The organism is Bacillus sp. 01N45, assembly GCF_056399205.1.
In genome coordinates, this window is the sequence record NZ_JBFTQW010000005.1 from 347,354 (window position 1) to 364,822 (window position 17,469).

The 17,469-nt window shown below is 35.0% G+C and carries 15 protein-coding genes and 2 pseudogenes; 3 read left to right on the top strand and 14 right to left on the bottom strand.

The genetic code is table 11. From position 1 onward, the window contains the following. Positions 1-29: 29 nt before the first annotated feature. From AC1DMU_RS14655 to AC1DMU_RS14670, 4 genes are all read right to left on the bottom strand, one after another. On the bottom strand, positions 30-854 hold the full coding sequence (locus AC1DMU_RS14655) for a DUF4037 domain-containing protein (protein ID WP_088062982.1): 825 nt from the start codon (positions 852-854) through the stop codon (positions 30-32). Positions 855-947: 93 nt separating this feature from the next. Beyond that, positions 948-1,460 (bottom strand): GNAT family N-acetyltransferase, encoded by a 513-nt coding sequence (locus tag AC1DMU_RS14660; RefSeq protein ID WP_088062981.1) that lies wholly within the window; start codon positions 1,458-1,460, stop codon positions 948-950. Between the two features lie 77 nt (positions 1,461-1,537). After that, the gene (gene cysK, locus AC1DMU_RS14665; protein WP_088062980.1) at positions 1,538-2,455 is read right to left on the bottom strand and encodes a cysteine synthase A; all 918 of its coding nucleotides are present in this window, start codon (positions 2,453-2,455) and stop codon (positions 1,538-1,540) included. Between the two features lie 10 nt (positions 2,456-2,465). Continuing rightward, complete coding sequence (locus AC1DMU_RS14670) at positions 2,466-3,677, bottom strand: MFS transporter (protein ID WP_088062979.1); 1,212 nt, start codon at positions 3,675-3,677, stop codon at positions 2,466-2,468. 244 nt (positions 3,678-3,921) lie between these two features. Between AC1DMU_RS14670 and AC1DMU_RS14675 the strand changes: the two genes are divergently transcribed. After that, positions 3,922-5,562, top strand: a complete 1,641-nt coding sequence (locus AC1DMU_RS14675) for a peptide ABC transporter substrate-binding protein (protein ID WP_088062978.1) — start codon at positions 3,922-3,924, stop codon at positions 5,560-5,562. A 41-nt stretch (positions 5,563-5,603) separates the two neighbouring features. Here the strand turns inward: AC1DMU_RS14675 and hflX are convergent, their stop codons facing one another. Together hflX and AC1DMU_RS14685 are read right to left on the bottom strand one after the other, a co-directional pair. Beyond that, complete coding sequence (gene hflX, locus AC1DMU_RS14680; protein ID WP_088062977.1) at positions 5,604-6,863, bottom strand: GTPase HflX; 1,260 nt, start codon at positions 6,861-6,863, stop codon at positions 5,604-5,606. A gap of 483 nt (positions 6,864-7,346) precedes the next feature. Further along, complete coding sequence (locus tag AC1DMU_RS14685) at positions 7,347-7,895, bottom strand: cobalamin biosynthesis protein CbiN (protein ID WP_141542719.1); 549 nt, start codon at positions 7,893-7,895, stop codon at positions 7,347-7,349. Between the two features lie 182 nt (positions 7,896-8,077). On the opposite strand from AC1DMU_RS14685, the gene AC1DMU_RS14690 reads away from it, so the two are divergent. Next, positions 8,078-9,061, top strand: coding sequence for a ketoacyl-ACP synthase III (locus AC1DMU_RS14690; RefSeq protein WP_088062975.1), 984 nt, complete (start codon positions 8,078-8,080; stop codon positions 9,059-9,061). An 84-nt stretch (positions 9,062-9,145) separates the two neighbouring features. On the opposite strand, the gene AC1DMU_RS14695 is transcribed toward AC1DMU_RS14690, so the two are convergent. The 5 genes and pseudogenes from AC1DMU_RS14695 to AC1DMU_RS14715 all read right to left on the bottom strand — a co-directional run bounded on the left by AC1DMU_RS14695 (position 9,146) and on the right by AC1DMU_RS14715 (position 14,578). Beyond that, a complete protein-coding gene (locus AC1DMU_RS14695) occupies positions 9,146-10,414 on the bottom strand; it encodes an MFS transporter (RefSeq protein WP_088062974.1) in 1,269 nt (422 codons plus the stop codon). 218 nt (positions 10,415-10,632) lie between these two features. Next, a pseudogene (locus AC1DMU_RS14700) lies at positions 10,633-10,967 on the bottom strand (YrdB family protein). A gap of 298 nt (positions 10,968-11,265) precedes the next feature. Then, on the bottom strand, positions 11,266-13,014 hold the full coding sequence (locus AC1DMU_RS14705; protein ID WP_088062973.1) for an MFS transporter: 1,749 nt from the start codon (positions 13,012-13,014) through the stop codon (positions 11,266-11,268). Between the two features lie 36 nt (positions 13,015-13,050). Next, complete coding sequence (locus tag AC1DMU_RS14710; RefSeq protein ID WP_088062972.1) at positions 13,051-13,590, bottom strand: PadR family transcriptional regulator; 540 nt, start codon at positions 13,588-13,590, stop codon at positions 13,051-13,053. 175 nt (positions 13,591-13,765) lie between these two features. Then, positions 13,766-14,578, bottom strand: coding sequence for a polyphosphate kinase 2 family protein (locus AC1DMU_RS14715; RefSeq protein WP_088062971.1), 813 nt, complete (start codon positions 14,576-14,578; stop codon positions 13,766-13,768). Between the two features lie 249 nt (positions 14,579-14,827). On the opposite strand from AC1DMU_RS14715, the gene AC1DMU_RS14720 reads away from it, so the two are divergent. Beyond that, positions 14,828-15,292 carry a hypothetical protein gene (locus tag AC1DMU_RS14720; protein ID WP_088062970.1) on the top strand — a complete coding sequence of 155 codons (465 nt, stop codon included), beginning with the start codon at positions 14,828-14,830 and terminating at the stop codon, positions 15,290-15,292. 19 nt (positions 15,293-15,311) lie between these two features. On the opposite strand, the gene AC1DMU_RS14725 is transcribed toward AC1DMU_RS14720, so the two are convergent. The 3 genes and pseudogenes from AC1DMU_RS14725 to AC1DMU_RS14735 all read right to left on the bottom strand — a co-directional run bounded on the left by AC1DMU_RS14725 (position 15,312) and on the right by AC1DMU_RS14735 (position 17,404). Next, positions 15,312-15,590, bottom strand: a complete 279-nt coding sequence (locus AC1DMU_RS14725; RefSeq protein ID WP_088062969.1) for a hypothetical protein — start codon at positions 15,588-15,590, stop codon at positions 15,312-15,314. A gap of 133 nt (positions 15,591-15,723) precedes the next feature. Then, positions 15,724-15,861: pseudogene (locus AC1DMU_RS14730) on the bottom strand (MFS transporter); the annotation flags it as partial. Positions 15,862-15,991: 130 nt separating this feature from the next. Beyond that, positions 15,992-17,404: an S-layer homology domain-containing protein gene (locus AC1DMU_RS14735; protein ID WP_087983078.1), complete on the bottom strand. Its 1,413-nt coding sequence runs from the start codon at positions 17,402-17,404 to the stop codon at positions 15,992-15,994. Positions 17,405-17,469 lie beyond the last annotated feature (65 nt).

Consider the following 17,469-nt stretch of genomic DNA (forward strand, 5'->3'; position numbering starts at 1 on the left):
AGGTAACTCATTGTTACATCCCTTCTTTTTTACTTCGCATATTGTATACGTTTTTGTTGTTCAGTAATATGTAATTCTGGAGCATATTGTTGTACTAAATGTAATAGCTCTTCAATTAACACTTCTAACTCCTGTACACTATACTCCGGTTTCCCTATTAACGTATTTGCCATACGCTCGTATAGATTTTCAGGCTTAATAATCATTCGTTCCACATTATGTGGCATCCATTTAAATGCCGGATGATGTACATACATTTTATTCAAACCAAATAAGACCCCAAATATATTTCTTTGCACTTCACAAATAACATCATATAACATAAGCCAGTCTTTTCGTTTTAAAAGCGCCTCTCGATTATGCCAGCGATTACTTAACCAAAGATTTTCTGAAATCATCCGTTTCGCTAGGTCTTCTGGATATGCCACCACTCTATCTTTTAATTCATGTACTTTCTCTTCTCCATACAAACTAACACCATCATGAACGGATGATACGATACATTGTTTTTCATAACTTATATCATATTGAACCACCACATCCGAAATAACTTTCTCTACTGTTTCAGTTAAAAAGTTACTAATCTCTAATTTAATTCCCTCTTTTGTCAAATACGTTTCCGACCATTCTTCTTCCTCGTAAGGGTGATATGACAAAATTGTTCCACCAATATAGTTAATTGGCCCTTTGCGATCCTCATCCTCTGGTGGCATTGACCATAAAATATGCAATTCTATATCTGAATGTTCATCTTCTAGTTTTCTAGCTACTGAACCCGCTAAAATAATAGCTTCGATCTTCGGATTTCTCCTATAAATCTCCGACATTTCTATTGCTTTCTCTTTTAATCCCACTTCATTTCCCCCTATAATTGCAGTACACAGTTACCTTTTCATTTATCTATTTCGATATTATGCATTGTATTCCCTTTTCAATGTCCCACTAAATCATATTTCTATCCAATAACGCTGAACAATTTCCCCAGTATGAACAGAAACTACTTCATCTTCTAACATACCGCCAACCTTTTGAATCGTTTTAGCCGAAGCGATATTAACTTTATCGCAAGTTATTAACACTTTCTGTAACCCTAACTTTTGTGCTTCATCTAATGCAAGTTGTAGTTGTTTCGTAGCGTAACCTTGACGACGTTTATTTGGATGTACACTATAACCGATATGACCGCTTTCCAGTAATAATTCTTGGTTTAATCTATGTCTAATATTCACAAAACCTATAAGTTCCCCTTTTTCAAAACTTAAAAATTGACTAGACGGTACTCGATTACCTTGTAAGTTTTCTTCCACTTCTTGTATACTCACTTTTTCAAACCATTTATCGAGAGAATCAAAATTTTGTAAAGAACTACTGCCATGTGGTTGTTCATCCACATGTAAAAATGCCTCTCGATACTCCATAATTAGTTCGCTATATTCATTTGTCGGTTTTAATAGTTTCATTGTGTTTCTCCTCTCTTAATAACCTATAACAAACCCCTTAATAGCGCTATTTCACCATTAAGGGGTTTCTATTATTTTTATTCAAATAATCCCATACTCAAATAACGCTCACCTGTATCAGGTGCAATACATAAAACTCTTTTACCAACGCCTAATCGTTTCGCTATCATAATTGCTGCGTAAACAGATGCTCCAGAAGATGGTCCAACTAATAATCCCTCTTGTCTAGCTAAGTTTCTCATTGTCGTTAAAGCCTCTTCGTCTGCAATTTGAATAATTTCGTTATACACTTCTGTATTTAAGTTTTTCGGTATAAACCCTGGACTTGTTCCTACTAGTTTATGAGGACCTGGAACACCACCTGATAAAACGGGAGATCCTTTCGGTTCTACTACTGCAATATATAAGTTTGGTAATTTCTCTTTTAGCGTTTCCCCAGTCCCTGTAATCGTCCCACCAGTTCCTGCCGTTGCTACAAATGCATCAAGCTCACCATCCATTTGTTCATAAATTTCAAGTGCAGTCGTATAACGATGAATATTCGGGTTCGCTGAATTTTCAAATTGTTGCGGAATAAAGCTATTCGGAATTTGCTTTTGTAGTTCTAACGCCTTCGCAATTGCTCCTGGCATTCTTTGTTCTGCTGGTGTTAAAACTACTTCTGCGCCGTATGCTTTCAATAAATTTATACGCTCTTTTGACATATTGTCTGGCATAATTAAAATCGCTTTATACCCTTTCGCAGCTGCATTCATCGCTAAACCTATTCCTGTATTACCACTTGTTGGCTCAATAATTGTATCTCCTGGTTTGATAAGACCATTCTCTTCTGCAACGTGCAGTAAATTATAGGCAGCACGGTCTTTCACACTGCGTGACGGGTTAAACATTTCTAGTTTTACATACACATCTGCTGCGTCTTCTGGAATAAATTTAGATAATCGGACGACAGGTGTATCTCCTATTAATTCTGTAACATTTTCACATAATTTCATAGTGCATCCCCTATTCTATCGTTTTCTTATCACTTGGTAATAACCACGAAGTAAGTCCAATTAATGGTAGGCAACTACATAGTAACATAATGAATTGTAGACTATATATGTCAGCCAATTTCCCAAGTACTACAGATCCTAAAGCTCCGAGTCCAAACGCAAGCCCTACAATTAATCCAGATACCATCCCTACTTTTCCAGGAACAAGCTCTTGCGCATAAACAACAATTACACTAAAACTACTTGAACTAATAAAACCGATACATAAAAATAGCGGTACGACCCACACGAGCGAAACGTGAGGTAATAAAAGGGCAAGTGGCGCCGAACCTAGCATTGAAAATACAATAATTGTTTTCTTTCCAAATCGATCTGCTAACGGTCCACCAAAGAAAGTTCCTAATACACCGGCAATCATAAATGCGAATACGAAATACTGGGCATTTTTTATAGATAAACCGTAATGCTCAATTAAGTAAAATTGATAAAAATTCCCTATACCAGCACCGTACCAAGAACGTACAAAAGTAAGAAAAACAAGAAGTAGAATAACAAATTTAATATGTGTACTTACAATCGCATTTTCCGCCTCAAGCGCAGCCCTCTTTTTTCTTCTCACAGCGCCAGTTGCTAATTCATTTCTATACCAATTTGATACGAAAATTAATAATACAATTCCTACTGCTGCAAAGGCTGTAAAACCTAAAGAACCAATTTGGCCGAGCGGAACGAAAATTAGCGCTGTAAAAATAGGAGCTAAGGAATTCCCTGTATTTCCTCCAACCTGATAAATCGCTTGCGCTAAACCTCGTTTTGCACCAGCTGCCATATAAGCAACTCGAGCACCTTCTGGATGAAAGACTGCGGAACCTAATCCGATAAATAAAACAGAAATGATAACAATAATAAAGTTCGGTGCAAATGCAAGTCCAATCATTCCAAGCATACTCGAAAACATACCGAGCGGTAATAAAAATGGTGATGGCTTCTTATCTGAATACATACCAAAAACCGGCTGCATAATCGATGACGTCATATTTAATGCAAACGCAATCCATCCTACTTGCATATAAGATAAATTCATCGTTTTTTCCAAAATAGGAAACAATGCCGGCACGACTGCTTGCATCGAGTCATTTAAAAAGTGACCGAAACTAATCGCAAATAGAATTCGATATACCGTCGGTGTTTCCATTGTATTTTTTTTCGAAACTGCCTGCATATATGTATTTCTCCTTCCTGTACAAAATATATATTTATTACAGCAAGTGTAATAAAGTAAAACTTTAACCTCGATAAATTCTGACTTTTGAAACATTTCTATTCTATACTGGTTTCATTTCTTTTTCCAGAAATATCACTTCTTACATAATATATTTTTTCTATAAGTTTTATCGGATTTATTTATAGAAATTTTCTATATTTTCTTTTATACTAGGACAGAGATGAAGGAAAGGATGACAACTATGAAGAAAAAAACTAAAGGAATCGTTGCACTCTCAATCACATTATCTATGTTTTTAACAGCATGTGGTCAAAAACAAGAGGCAACAACTACCGGAGAAAAGAAAAAAGAATCTTCAAAACAAGTATTAAACATTGTAGAAGCTGGGGAAATTTCTACACTTGATTCATCTATCGCAACTGATGGGTTTTCTTACGCTGCATTAAACAACGTAATGGAAGGATTATATATGCCTGGCCCTGACAATAAACCTGTTCCTGCAGCAGCTGAATCATACAAGCTGAGCGAAGACGGAAAAACATATACATTTACATTACACGATTCAAAATGGTCAAATGGTGATCCAGTTACTGCACATGATTTTGAATATGCATGGAAACGTGCTGTTAATCCAGAAACTGCTTCTGAATACGCACATATTATGTTCGATATTAAAAACGCAGAAAAAATAAATAAAAAAGAATTACCAATTGACTCATTTGGTGTAAAAGCAATTGACGATAAAACGCTTGAAGTACAGTTAGAACACCCTGTTCCATACTTTTTAGGGTTAATGGGATTTGCAACATTTTATCCTCAAAACAAAAAAGTTGTAGAAGCGCAAGGGAAAAATTACGGACTTGAAGCTGCAAATGTAGTTTATAACGGGCCGTTTCAATTAAGTGAATGGAAACATGATACAAGTTATAAAATGTCAAAAAACCCGAACTACTGGGATAATAAAAATGTGAAGTTAAGTGAAATTAATGTAAATATCGTAAAAGATACTTCCACAGCCGTTAATTTATTTGAAAGCAAACAAGTAGACCGAATTACGATTAATTCAGAGTTTGTTGATAAATATCAACAAGATCCGAGCTTAAAGAAAATGGAACGTCCTTCTATGACATTTTTCCGATTTAGCCAAAAGAATCCTTTATTAGCAAACAAGAATGCTCGAAAAGCTATTTCGCTCGCTTTTGATAAACAAGGAATCGCAACAACGATTTTAAATAATGGTTCTATACCTGCGAATGCATTTGTTCCGAAAGGATTCGTAAAAGGACCTGATAATAAAGATTTTCGCAGTACAAGTAATGTAAAAGTAGGAACAAATGTGAAAGAAGCTAAAACACTATGGGAAACTGCAAAAAAAGAAACAAACTTACAAAACGCTTCACTTTCAATCATAACAACTGATGAGTCTAACGATAAAAAAATTAGCGAGTTTTTAAAAGGTGAATTGGAGAAAAACTTACCTGGCTTAAAAATCACATTACAGCCCCTTCCAGTAAAAGCATTTTTAGATCGTGAAGGAAATGGTGACTATGAAATTTCACTTTCTACATGGGGACCAGATTATCCTGATCCTACAACATTCTTAAATATGTTTGTCACTGACGGACCGTTTAATAAGATGAGCTATTCAAACAAACAATACGACGAATTAATTGAGAAAACGAGCTCTACTTTAGCAACTGACTTACCAGCACGTTGGAAAGCGTTCCAAGATGCAGAGAAAGTCTTACTGGAAGATGATGCAGCTATCGCTCCAATCTTCCAATCAGGCCTGGTATATTTAGAACGTCCAACAGTAAAAGGTGTTGTTATTCGTCCATTTGCAGGAATTTATTCTTATAAGTGGGCCTCTATTACAGAATAAGAAAAAGGCGATCCTAACATATATTAGGATCGCCTTCTTTATTAAATTGCAAAACGCTTATACTTTTCGTAATCACTCGTCTTACATTCTACTTCTAGTTTTGTACCTTCGTTTTCATAACTTGTAGATAAAACGTGCGCATGATTATTGAAATAAGAAACTACCTGTCCTTGATCATACGGAATTAACATTTCACACTTCGTATACTCTTTATAGATGTGTGAACGAATCATTTCGACAAGCTCTTCTATCCCAACATGTTTCTTCGCTGATAAATAAACGCGGTCTTCTTGTACTTTCGGAATTTCAACATCTACCATATCTGATTTATTATAAGCATAAATGGTTGGAATATTTTCTACTCCAATTTTCTTTAACGTTTCATTTGTAATGTCAATTAACTGTTCGTAATTTGGGTTCGCGTAATCTACAACGTGAATAAGTAGGTCTGCTTCCGCTACTTCTTCTAACGTTGAACGGAATGCTTTCACAAGGTGATGCGGTAATTTGCTTACAAATCCAACTGTATCTGTTAATAGGAATGATTTGTTATCTGGCAAATCAATATTTCGCACAGATGTTTCTAGCGTCGCGAATAACATATCTTTTTCAAATACTTGTTTTTCTTCTGTACCATTGTAAATTTCAAGCATTGCATTCATCGTCGTTGACTTTCCGGCGTTCGTATAGCCTACTAATGCTACAACTGGTACTTCATTTTTCTTACGTTGCTTTCGCTGCGTTTGACGCTGGGCAACAAGTGCTTCTAGATCTTTATTTAAAACTGAAATCTGTTCTTCAATTTTACGACGATCTAACTCTAATTTCTTCTCACCGACACCTTTATTTTTCGTACCAACTCCGCCGCTCTGTCTTCCTAACGATTCACGAAGACCGATTAAACGTGGCATCATATACTGAAGATGCGCTACCTCTACTTGCAACTGCGCTTCTTTCGTTTTCGCACGTTGCGCAAAAATATCTAAAATTAATATGGTACGGTCAATTACTTTGCAATCTAAATCCGCTTCTAAATTTCGAATTTGAGAAGGAGATAATTCGTCATTAAAGATTACCATATTCGCATCTACTTCATTTACATAGGCTGCTACTTCTTCAATTTTTCCTTTTCCAATATAATGTGACGGATTTACTCGTTGTAAATTTTGCGTCACTTGCCCAATTACCTCTACATCACAAGCTTCTGCAAGATTTGTTAACTCTTCCATCGAATACGCAAAATCATCTTTATTACCTAAATTTACTCCAACTAAAACAGCTCTTTGTAATAATTCTTCCATATATTTATTCCTCCATTTCGATTACGTAAAATAAAAAACACAGGTTACTGCCTGTGTTTTCGTAAACGGATAAGGGTTCACCAAAGAAATAGGAGAAAGCTATACTTTCATCCTATCTCATAGTCAATAAGTCCCAAAATCATATACGCATCCACAATAAGTGTTCACCTATACGATCCCATTCTATTTATAAAGGCAAAACAAAAAGAGGGCGTATTCGTCCCTCCCTCTTTTTCACATATAAGCTTAATAAAGGGTTCCTTTAAAATAGGCAGACCAATCCCGTTCACTCTGCACACAGACAGAGCCTTTGAGCGCTATTCAATTATTGGCACAAAGTATTGAGACGTAATCTGATTAAGATCAAAGGAAGCCCCTCCGTTCATTTTAAGTTACATAAAGTGTAGCATAAGTAATTCGCTTTCACAAGATTAAACCACCTATAGAAATAGAAAGAAAATCTTTATATATTTACTTTAATCGTCATTTTTTGCGCGTTCTTCTTACAATAGAAATCACAACAGCTACTATCAATAACAGGCCTATAGAAAGAGTAACAACTTGCCACCAGCTTAAACCGTTCAACTTGCCACCTTTTAAATCGACTTTCTTCGTCGGAACAGATTCTTTTGCAATTTGACTTAAAACCACTTTGTCCGCCCCTGCCTCATCTAATCTCTTCGTTCCACTGCACATAGATGTCTCTAACTTCCCTTCTCCTCTATTAGAAGCAAAGACTAAATACTCTCCTCCCTCCCCAAAAGGAAACGTACAGCTACTAAAACTTGTATATATAATAATTTGCGAAGAGCTTGTCCCTTTCCAAATTTTCTTCACTTCAAATAACATTTCCATTTTTCCATCCTTCTCTTGAACCTCTAATACCTTACCTTCAAACACTACATCCGTTTTTTGTAACCTCTCTTCCGGTGATGCTTTCATACACTCACAAGCGTAAGACTTCTCTGGTAAAATAAAATAAATAAAGCTACAAATTAAAACTAGAGACAATACATATACGATTCTTTTCAAGAATCTCAAACCCCTTTATGATCAATTTTAGAAGCTTTCCGTATATTATTTGGACATCACTCCTCAAATCCATTTTCGTTTTATTAAAATATATCGATCTTAATAAAACGAAAAATCTTAATTGACATTTTTATAACCTGATAATAGTATCAGGTTATAAAAATAAGTTAGGAGATGTTCCTATGCATTCTAAATCTCGTATTACTGCAATTGGTACTTATGTTCCAAATCAAATATTATCTAATAACGATTTAGAGAAAATGATTGATACGAACGATGAATGGATTGTACAAAGAACAGGAATGAAGGAAAGACGAATTGCGAGCAAAGACGAATACTCTTCACACTTAGCCATTCAAGCAATTGAAAATTTATGTACAACTTTTAAAAAGAACTTAGAAGATATAGACTGTATCATCGTCGCTACAACAACCGCTGACTATGTTTTTCCTAGTGTCGCGTGTCAAATACAACAACATTTCAGCATACCTCATACAATAGCATTTGATTTAAATGCAACTTGCGCTGGTTTCACATATGGCTTGCACGTTGGGAATAGCTTAATCACTTCTGGATCACACGAAAAAGTACTTGTCGTAGCAACAGAGACATTATCTAAAGTTACTGATTACACCGATAGAACGACTTGCATTTTATTTGGCGATGGTGCTGGAGCTATTTTATTAGAAAGAGATGAAAACAAACCGAGCTTTATTGCTGCTCACATGGGAACAAATGGTGCTGGTGGCATTCATCTATACAGAACAAACTTATCTACTACTATGAATGGCACACCACTGCAAACAAATGAAAAAATCGTACAAAATGGAAGAGAAGTATATAAATGGGCAACACGCACGGTACCAGCAGGTATAAAAGAACTATTACATACTGCAAATATGCAAATGGATGATATAGACTGGTTCATTCCCCATAGCGCTAACTTACGAATGATCGAATCTATTTGTGAGAAATCTCAAATTCCAACACAAAAAACATTAACGAGTGTGGAATTTATGGGGAATACATCTTCCGTCTCTATTCCACTTGCACTAGATTTGGCTAGAAAAGAAGGAAAATTAAATAATGGAGACACACTTTTACTATACGGATTTGGCGGTGGGCTTACTCATTTAGGGCTTATTGTGGAGTGGGATTTAAACTAAAAGTTTTTTATACAATTCACTACAAAAAAGCTGCATTCAAAGATTGGTTACCTCCCTTTGAACGCAGCTTCTTTTATCTTAACTTTATTTACCTGCCCGAGCCCATATCACAACAGGAATGAGCATGAAAGCTAACACTCCTCCAGCTAATGACAATGCCGCATAACTTGAATTCGCCACTACCATACCTGACATCGCTCCACCTGAAGCTCCAGCTAGCGCAATAAACACATCTATTTTCCCTTGTGTTTTTGCACGTGTGGAAGGTATAGTTGCATCAACAATTTGAGCAGTACCACTTATTAAACCGAGGTTCCATCCTAATCCAAGTAAAGACAAAGCAACAATTAATAGTATTAAAGAATCACTCGGCGCTATTGCAGCTATGACACCTGCCGCTAGTAAAATTACTCCGCCAGCTATACTCATCGTAGTTCTTCCAATTTTATCAATTAACATTCCTGTAACGAGAGAGGGAAGATACATTGCACCTACATGAAAACCAATCACAAGCCCTACTGCACTTAATCCATGACCGTGATGCCCCATATGAACTGGAGTCATCGTCATAATTGCAACCATCACGATTTGAGTAAGTATCATTACGATTGCCCCAACTGTAATACCTCGTTTATTTTCTGTCGCTTCTTCTATTACTGGTTGCCCTTTATATATATGCTCTTGTTTATATGTTTCTATCATATTAGCAATAAGTAACGGATCTGGACGAAGCATAACAAATAGAACAAGACCCGCCAGTATAAATGCCGCTGCTGATAATATGAACGGACCAGCAAGTTCAGGAATTCCAATTGAATGAGCAAACCTTCCCATTACACCTACTAAATTTGGGCCTGCGACTGCACCAAAAGTCGTCATTACCATTGTAATACTAATAGCAGTTGCTCTTTGCTTCTTATTCGCTAAATCCGTTCCAGCATAACGCGCTTGTAAATTCGTAGCTGTGCCCGCGCCATATATAAGTAAAGAAACTAGTAAAAGAATAATACTATTTGTTAAAGCTGCCCCCACAACTCCGATAGCCCCTAGTCCGCCTACTATAAAACCTGCCGAAAGCCCTATACGGCGACCATGTTTTTGCGATAATTTTCCAACAAAGAAAGCCGCTACCGCAGATCCCATTGTAAACATAGCTGCCGGTAATCCTGCATATGCATCTGTCCCAAGCATTTGCTGCGCAAGAAGTGCACCTACTGTAATGCCAGCAGCTAACCCTGCTCCGCCGAACATTTGTGAGATGCTGACGATTATTAATGTTCGTTTGTATAATTGTTGCTGCTCGTCTTCTGTATACATACGATTACTTATTGAAACACCTGCTGTATCTATCATTTTCTCACCCTCTCTATAAAACTAATCCCCCTTGTTAATGTACTATAGAACAACAAAATCCCCAAATTTATAACTCTTAAATTTATTCATATTTTATTGCTCCTCCACTTCAAATAATAATCCCCTAATTTTTAACACTTCTCTTCTGCATTATTAAAGCTAAATAATATAATGCGAAACTACATAACATATGATTTTATATAGATACCGTAGTAAATTTATTGTTTCCAAACAATGATTAAAGTGCGATTGATTATAAATAACACTGCAAGAATAATAGCAAAGGTTATTTGATCAACAGTATATAGAGCAACAGAGCTAACTCCAAACAATATGATTTCTAACATAAACCTATATGGTTCTGTCAATTTTAATGATGCTTTAGGTGCAATGAACCGCCCCCATATTATCCCAAAAAGTAGTGGTGAACCAATACCAAAAACATATTTCCCATATACATCCCCAAAAAATTGAAAGCCCCAATAACATAGTGATGCAAGAGCAAATAATTCTATAAAAATCTTGTCACCAGATTTATATGTTTTATAGACATATTATAAAGCCCACCTTGAAAACATATGTAGAATCCTATAAAAATAATATTATGCATCCTATATTTGAACTTGATACGTACCTATTCATTGTATGTAAAAATACTTATTCATACTATTCAGTTCATCTTTGATTTTGGCTGATAATGAATGAGAGTAAATACTTAATGATAGTGACACATATGCCTATAAGCACAAAGGAAAGAACTTCGCCATTCACGTTTCGTCCGTGGAGTTCTTTCCTTTGTTAATAACCAACTTTCAATAATTAGAGTGAAATTCATATTTAGCCTATTTCCCTTACAATCCCCCTACTATCCTTTTTTCCCTTCTTTTACTTAAAGCCTTTCCTTCCCAAAATAACAAACTTACTAAAGCAAAAACTAAGATAATCGGCACACTTACTTTATATAAATCTGTAAAACTCATTGCCATCTGATTTTGAGCATAGTGATTCACATCATTCGAAAATGCGAGTACCTCTTTCTTTATATTTCCCTCTTGTTTTTCAACTTCTTTTGTCACTTGATTCATAACTTCTTCTCTTTTTACATCTCTATATTCTACTGGAATTTCTCTTAATACTTCATCCACTTTTTGGTGAATTAATGCATCTTTTTTCTCTTTATTTAACCCTACAAATGTTTTATTTTGATGCTTTTCTACACTTGGTTCTATACTTTGGTTCTCCATTTTTTCTTTTGTTACTTGTAGTATTTCAGCTTGCTGTGAGCTATCCACATGAATATTATGCACTTTTTCTTCTGCATAACGATATACATTCTCTTTATTTACAGCTAAATTATGCGTTAAGTTAGATACAAATATTGCAACTGCTAATACAATTCCTACTTGCCGCAACATCGAGACAACACTTTGAGAAGCGGTTAATAATTCCCCTTCAAACGAAGAAGCACTTAAAACTGTAATTGGACCTACTACTAAACCATACCCAACACCTAATATCATACATGGAATAATAATTTCTATATTTGTTGAATTAACATCAATCATTTGCAACCAATAATAAGATAAGCCCATAACAAGAAAGCCTGACAAAATAATAGTTACTTTTCCAAGTTTTTTAATTAAAGTTGCTGCAACTGGTGAGACAAAAAATATCATCGCTGAAATAGGTGTCACTAAAAAAGCTGCTTCAATTTCCGTTCGGCCTTGTATTTTCGTCAAGAACGTCGGAAGCAATACAGTAACTCCAATTAAAAATAAATTACTTAATATGACAACGATAGACGCTCCGACAAACATTCGATCTTGAAATAACTTTAAATTCACCATTGGATTATGAATCTTTCGTTCTACTAAAACAAATAGAATAAGAGAAATAGTGCTAATTGCATAACAAGACAAAGCAATATTACTTTGCCATCCCCATGTATTGCCTTTTACTAATATGAGAGTAAAAGAAAAAATTGCTGTGCTACTTAATAGCAATCCTATCCAATCTATTTTTGAGATAATACGTTCTTCATTTTTTATTTGTAGCATAAAGCAGCATAAAATGATTCCAAGAATACAAATTGGAACATTTACGAAGAACACCCATCTCCAACCGAAATTTTGTGTAATAATTCCACCTATTACTGGTCCCATCGCAGCTGATAGTCCTTGTGTTACGCCTAAAATTGCAAGTGCAACATGCCTCTTAGCTAATGGCATAGCTGATACACCAATTACCATACTAGTTGGAAATAAAATCGCTGCGCCTACACTTTGTACAAAGCGAGAAAAGATAAGAAAATCGCCCGTATTAGCAAAAGCACAAAGTACTGACCCGCCGCCAAAAATGATCAAACCAAGAATATACATCTTTGCTTTCCCAAAAATATCAGCTATCCGCCCTAGCGGGATAGCGAGTACTGCTATTGTCATTGTATAAACATTTAATACCCAAGACATCTTCTCTAGTGAAGTATTTACACTCGTTTGTATCGCTGGTAAAGCTATATTCATAATTGTCGTATCAATCATACAAAGAAATATACCTAAGCACATTAAAAAGACAATCTTAATACCCTTTGATTGCTCCATGTTCATCTACCCCTTTATTTATTATGAACGTGTTTTTCATTCTTCCATTTTATCGTGTTCTTTTGCTTCTAGTTGCTCTAGTTTTCTTTTCAATGTCTCTACTTGAGCACTATACGATGCAATACCTACATCGAGTGAAATTTCCTCAACAAAAGTAATACCTTCTCTCCACTTTTCATATTTCAAACGAAGATCCGCAATATATGCTTCTTTCCTTTCAATTTCGTCCGCAATCCATTTTTTTATTGCCTTGTCATCGCTATAATTACCGAAATACATCCTCATTAAAAAATCTGAACGTAAAACATCTTTCTCTACATCTGTTTGCATGTACTGATAAAACTCTTCACGCCCTTCATCTGTAATAAAGTACATTTTCTTATTCGGTTTCCCTTCTTGCATAATAACCTCTTTCTTGATTTTCCCCTCTTTTTCCAACTGTCGTAACGTTGGATAAATCATTCCAAAACTCCCATCAAAGAAATGAGTAAATACGTCTTCAAACACAATTTTAATATCATAACCAGACATTTCTTTTCCCATTAACAAGCCTAAAACAACATCTCTTCCCTTCAAAATAAAACCTCCATACTGTATATAATCAATAATCATATTAACAATGTTAATATGATTATTGATTATATACCTCATTCCGTTAATTGTAAAATGTTTCTAAATAAAAACACCCTGTAATTTTATTATCTAAAATTACAGGGTGGCTCTACTTTATATTTCATATACAAGCTTTGTACTATTTTACAACTTCATCTTGAATAGTTTCAAAGCCTTCTGTCTTTCCATCTTTTATTTCATAATAATACGAAGGTAATTCTATATTATGTTCTAAGAGGTAATCCTCAATTAATGAAATAATAACTTTCAACGTTTTCAAACGTGCGTATAATTTATCGTTACTTGCGATAATTTGCCATTTCGCATTTGGCTTATTTGTTTTTTCAAACATGTCTTCCATTGCTTCAACATACTCGGCCCACTTTTCACGATTACGCCAATCTTCGTCTGTAATTTTCCATCTTTTCAAAGGGTTTTTCTCTCTATCTTTAAACCTCTTTAATTGTTCATCTTTACTAATATGATAGAAGAACTTCCCGATTATATAATGATCATCTGTTAATAGTTTTTCAAAATCATTTATCTCATCAGACGCTCTCGTCCACTCCTCCTTTGTAGCAAAACCTTCAACACGCTCAACTAACACGCGGCCGTACCATGAGCGATCAAAAATAGTAATTTGCCCGTACTGAGGAAGTTTTCGCCAGAAACGTTGCAAGTAGTGGTACCGTTTTTCATGAGGTGCTGGTGCTCCGATTGGATTTACTTGAAACCCGCGCGGATCAAGATGTTCCGTCACTCGCTTAATTGCTCCGCCTTTTCCAGCCGCATCCCAGCCTTCCATAACGAGCATAACTGCGATTTTTTCTTCTTTTACTATTTGCTGCAATGCTAATAAGCGCCTTTGATATTTTTCAAGTTTCTTATTGTACTTAGATTTCGATTCAATTCTTTTCGTTACATCTACGTTAGCAAGATATCCATTTTCCATAAAACAAATCCCCCTTGTTGTATGACAATGATATTTTAACATAATATTGGAAAATTTTCTCATCAGAAAAAACTGTGTAGAAAAATCTCTACACAGTTTTCATAAAGAATACAGCAGTTAATTTTCGCATTTAAAATGTAAATTACATTCATGAGGGTCATAAATATCACCTTACATTATATGGTATATACTCACATAAAGAGAAGATACTAATAAATAAATCCGTTACAGAATGGGAGCTCTCTAAAAATGAAAAGAAAAATTTTCTCTCTCTTTGCACTAATCTGTTTCGCACTACCAATACAAGCAAGTGCTTACACATTTCAATCACTACCAATTGAATCAAAGTCAAAACAGTGGTATATCGAAATTGATAAATCTCATAACGCAAACAAGCAAGCAGCGCAGCCAAAAAAGGGGGTATATGATACATATAGTTTACTCATAAAAAACATCGGTAATGATGTATCAAATGTATCAGTGGAAATACTTGATAACACTCCTACCTCTAAAGCTATTTTTAATCCTACTACGTTACATAGCAACGTTTCTAAAAGTCAGACAAGCTCTGACTACATCGTATTCCCTTTAGACTTTAATAGCCATAATTTTAAAGTCGTCATTACTTGGGAAGAAAGAAATTTCTCATACAACGGTCATCCGGTAAATGAGGGGGAACAAATGAAACAAACATTTGTGTTTAATGAAGAATAAGCCCTAATTTGATTAGGGCTTATTCTTCATTTATAAAACCAGATTGAATCGCTTCCGTCACTTCTTCTGTAATTTCTAGTTCTGTTGCTTCCGTACTAATTTTCTTGTCCCAAATATGTACGGAAGGCTTTTCGTTACAAAGATGTTTTACTAATACTAGTTGATTATATGTTAGCTTATTTTCTCTATGGGTGGCGATATAGACTGTGAAATTTTTTGCTTCAAAGACCTTTTCATGCAAAGTGTATTGGCTGGCCAATTCCTTTATTACTATATCTTTCAAGTTTCCTATAATCATATAAGTCGTTCCCCTTTCCCTTATATCATTAATCAAATCGTCGAATACGTGGTACACATAACGCTATTCCAATTGTTACAAGTACTAAAATAGCTAGTGTTATAATCGTTATCTCGCACCTATGACAGTAGCTAACCATCTTTATCGAACTACCTAAAGTCGAAAGTAATTGCCCAATCCACAAAAATTTAAAATGTGGTGACGCTTTAACCGGCAATATCAATTTACCAACATGACTTACATTTTTCTCTGTTCATATTTCTCCTTGCATACCTCTCTCCTCTTTTCAAATTTAGTTAACGGAAAATTCAAACTTTAATACCTTTAATTATATATGAAACTGTTAAATTATTGGCAAAAATATAAAAAGGTGTTTTCATAAATGAAAACACCTTTTTTGTCTATAATTTTAAGTTCTTCTTCAATGTCCAATATTTTTCTTGAGTATTTTCAAGTGAAAATTCTACCCAACCGTTTGGATCTTCACGATATACAGTTACTTTCTTACCATTTTCTAATTTTCCAACTTCATTTTGTGTAATATTTGGTACACTCTTAATTGTATAACCAAATGGATATGGCACTTGATAGTAAGAACCTACTAATTGAACCGTAGCCGTTGCATCTTTTGCATAATCTTTATATGGGATGTCTTTTCCTAATGCCTCTACATTTAATGTATTAGGATTTTTCGGTAATCGTTTTACATTTTCATAATCTTTCTTGTTAAACGGTTTAATACGCTCCATAATATTAGCGATTTTGCCAGCCCATTCTTTATCTGTTGCATACTTTTCATTCATAGCAGGTAATGTGTAACCATTAAAATGATTAGCACCTTCTTCTAAGTAGTTCTTCCTTACATAATCAGCATTGTAAGAAATACTTTCCTTGTATGACGGTAAATATTTTGCATATGCAAATGGGTCACGGTCATATGCTCTTAAGCCAAATAAATTATGTTTACGATATGCAATTTCTGATTTACCGTACGCTGATTCTAAGATTGCATGTGCAGCTAAATATAGTGCGCTCACACCATACTCATTTTGTGCTTGAATAAAATCTTTACCAGTTCCAATAAGTGGACTATCCGAATGAGATTTTTTAATAAAATTATCAATCTCTAGTGCCGTTACGTTAGATGGCAAAGTTACGTCTAGATTAATATACGATGGCTGTTCAACAGGAACATCATTTTTAATTTTCATCGCTTTATATAATAATTGCGCATAGCTTTCACGTGTTAATATACCTGATGGATCAAATCCTCCAAGTCCATTTCCTACCGATACACCATTGGATTGCAATGCACTAATTGCTTCTTTTGCCCACCAGTGTGTTGCATCTATATCATTAAATGTATGTGGTGCTTTTACTTCTAATTTAAATGCTCTTTGCAAAATAACAGACATTTCAGCACGAGTTAATGATTCTTTCGGTCTAAACGTCCCTTTACCATCACCTATGAAAATCCCCATATCTGTTAATGCCAAAATTTCTTTTGGGAACATCGTCGTTCCTGCGCTAATATCAGAGTATGGATTTTTATAATCGCTTTTTAATTCTGGTTTTAATGCGCGATACATTAATGCTGCTACTTGCTCACGAGTTACAACATCTCCAAAGCCAAATTTACCATTATCGTAACCTGCAATAACCCCTTTTGACGTTAAATCAGTAATCGCTTCAAGTGCCCAATGATTTTTCGGAACGTCTGGAAATTCTTTTGTAGATGCAAACGAAGTTGCTGGAGCCAGTACTACTTGAAGTGCGACTGTCACTGCTAACACATTAGAAATAACTTTTTTCATAAATTGTTTAACACGTTTTCTATATGCTTATACCGTGTTAACTTGCCTCCCTTTATCGTATAATT

Excerpts from the sequence above, each read along its gene's own strand:
- AC1DMU_RS14660 (WP_088062981.1), bottom strand. The coding sequence starts at position 1,460 with ATGAAACTATTAAAACCGACAAATGAATATAGCGAACTAATTATGGAG.
- cysK (WP_088062980.1), bottom strand. The coding sequence starts at position 2,455 with ATGAAATTATGTGAAAATGTTACAGAATTAATAGGAGATACACCTGTC.
- AC1DMU_RS14670 (WP_088062979.1), bottom strand. The coding sequence starts at position 3,677 with ATGCAGGCAGTTTCGAAAAAAAATACAATGGAAACACCGACGGTATAT.
- AC1DMU_RS14675 (WP_088062978.1), top strand. The coding sequence starts at position 3,922 with ATGAAGAAAAAAACTAAAGGAATCGTTGCACTCTCAATCACATTATCT.
- hflX (WP_088062977.1), bottom strand. The coding sequence starts at position 6,863 with ATGGAAGAATTATTACAAAGAGCTGTTTTAGTTGGAGTAAATTTAGGT.
- AC1DMU_RS14690 (WP_088062975.1), top strand. The coding sequence starts at position 8,078 with ATGCATTCTAAATCTCGTATTACTGCAATTGGTACTTATGTTCCAAAT.
- AC1DMU_RS14695 (WP_088062974.1), bottom strand. The coding sequence starts at position 10,414 with ATGATAGATACAGCAGGTGTTTCAATAAGTAATCGTATGTATACAGAA.
- AC1DMU_RS14705 (WP_088062973.1), bottom strand. The coding sequence starts at position 13,014 with ATGGAGCAATCAAAGGGTATTAAGATTGTCTTTTTAATGTGCTTAGGT.
- AC1DMU_RS14715 (WP_088062971.1), bottom strand. The coding sequence starts at position 14,578 with ATGGAAAATGGATATCTTGCTAACGTAGATGTAACGAAAAGAATTGAA.
- AC1DMU_RS14720 (WP_088062970.1), top strand. The coding sequence starts at position 14,828 with ATGAAAAGAAAAATTTTCTCTCTCTTTGCACTAATCTGTTTCGCACTA.
- AC1DMU_RS14725 (WP_088062969.1), bottom strand. The coding sequence starts at position 15,590 with ATGATTATAGGAAACTTGAAAGATATAGTAATAAAGGAATTGGCCAGC.
- AC1DMU_RS14735 (WP_087983078.1), bottom strand. The coding sequence starts at position 17,404 with ATGAAAAAAGTTATTTCTAATGTGTTAGCAGTGACAGTCGCACTTCAA.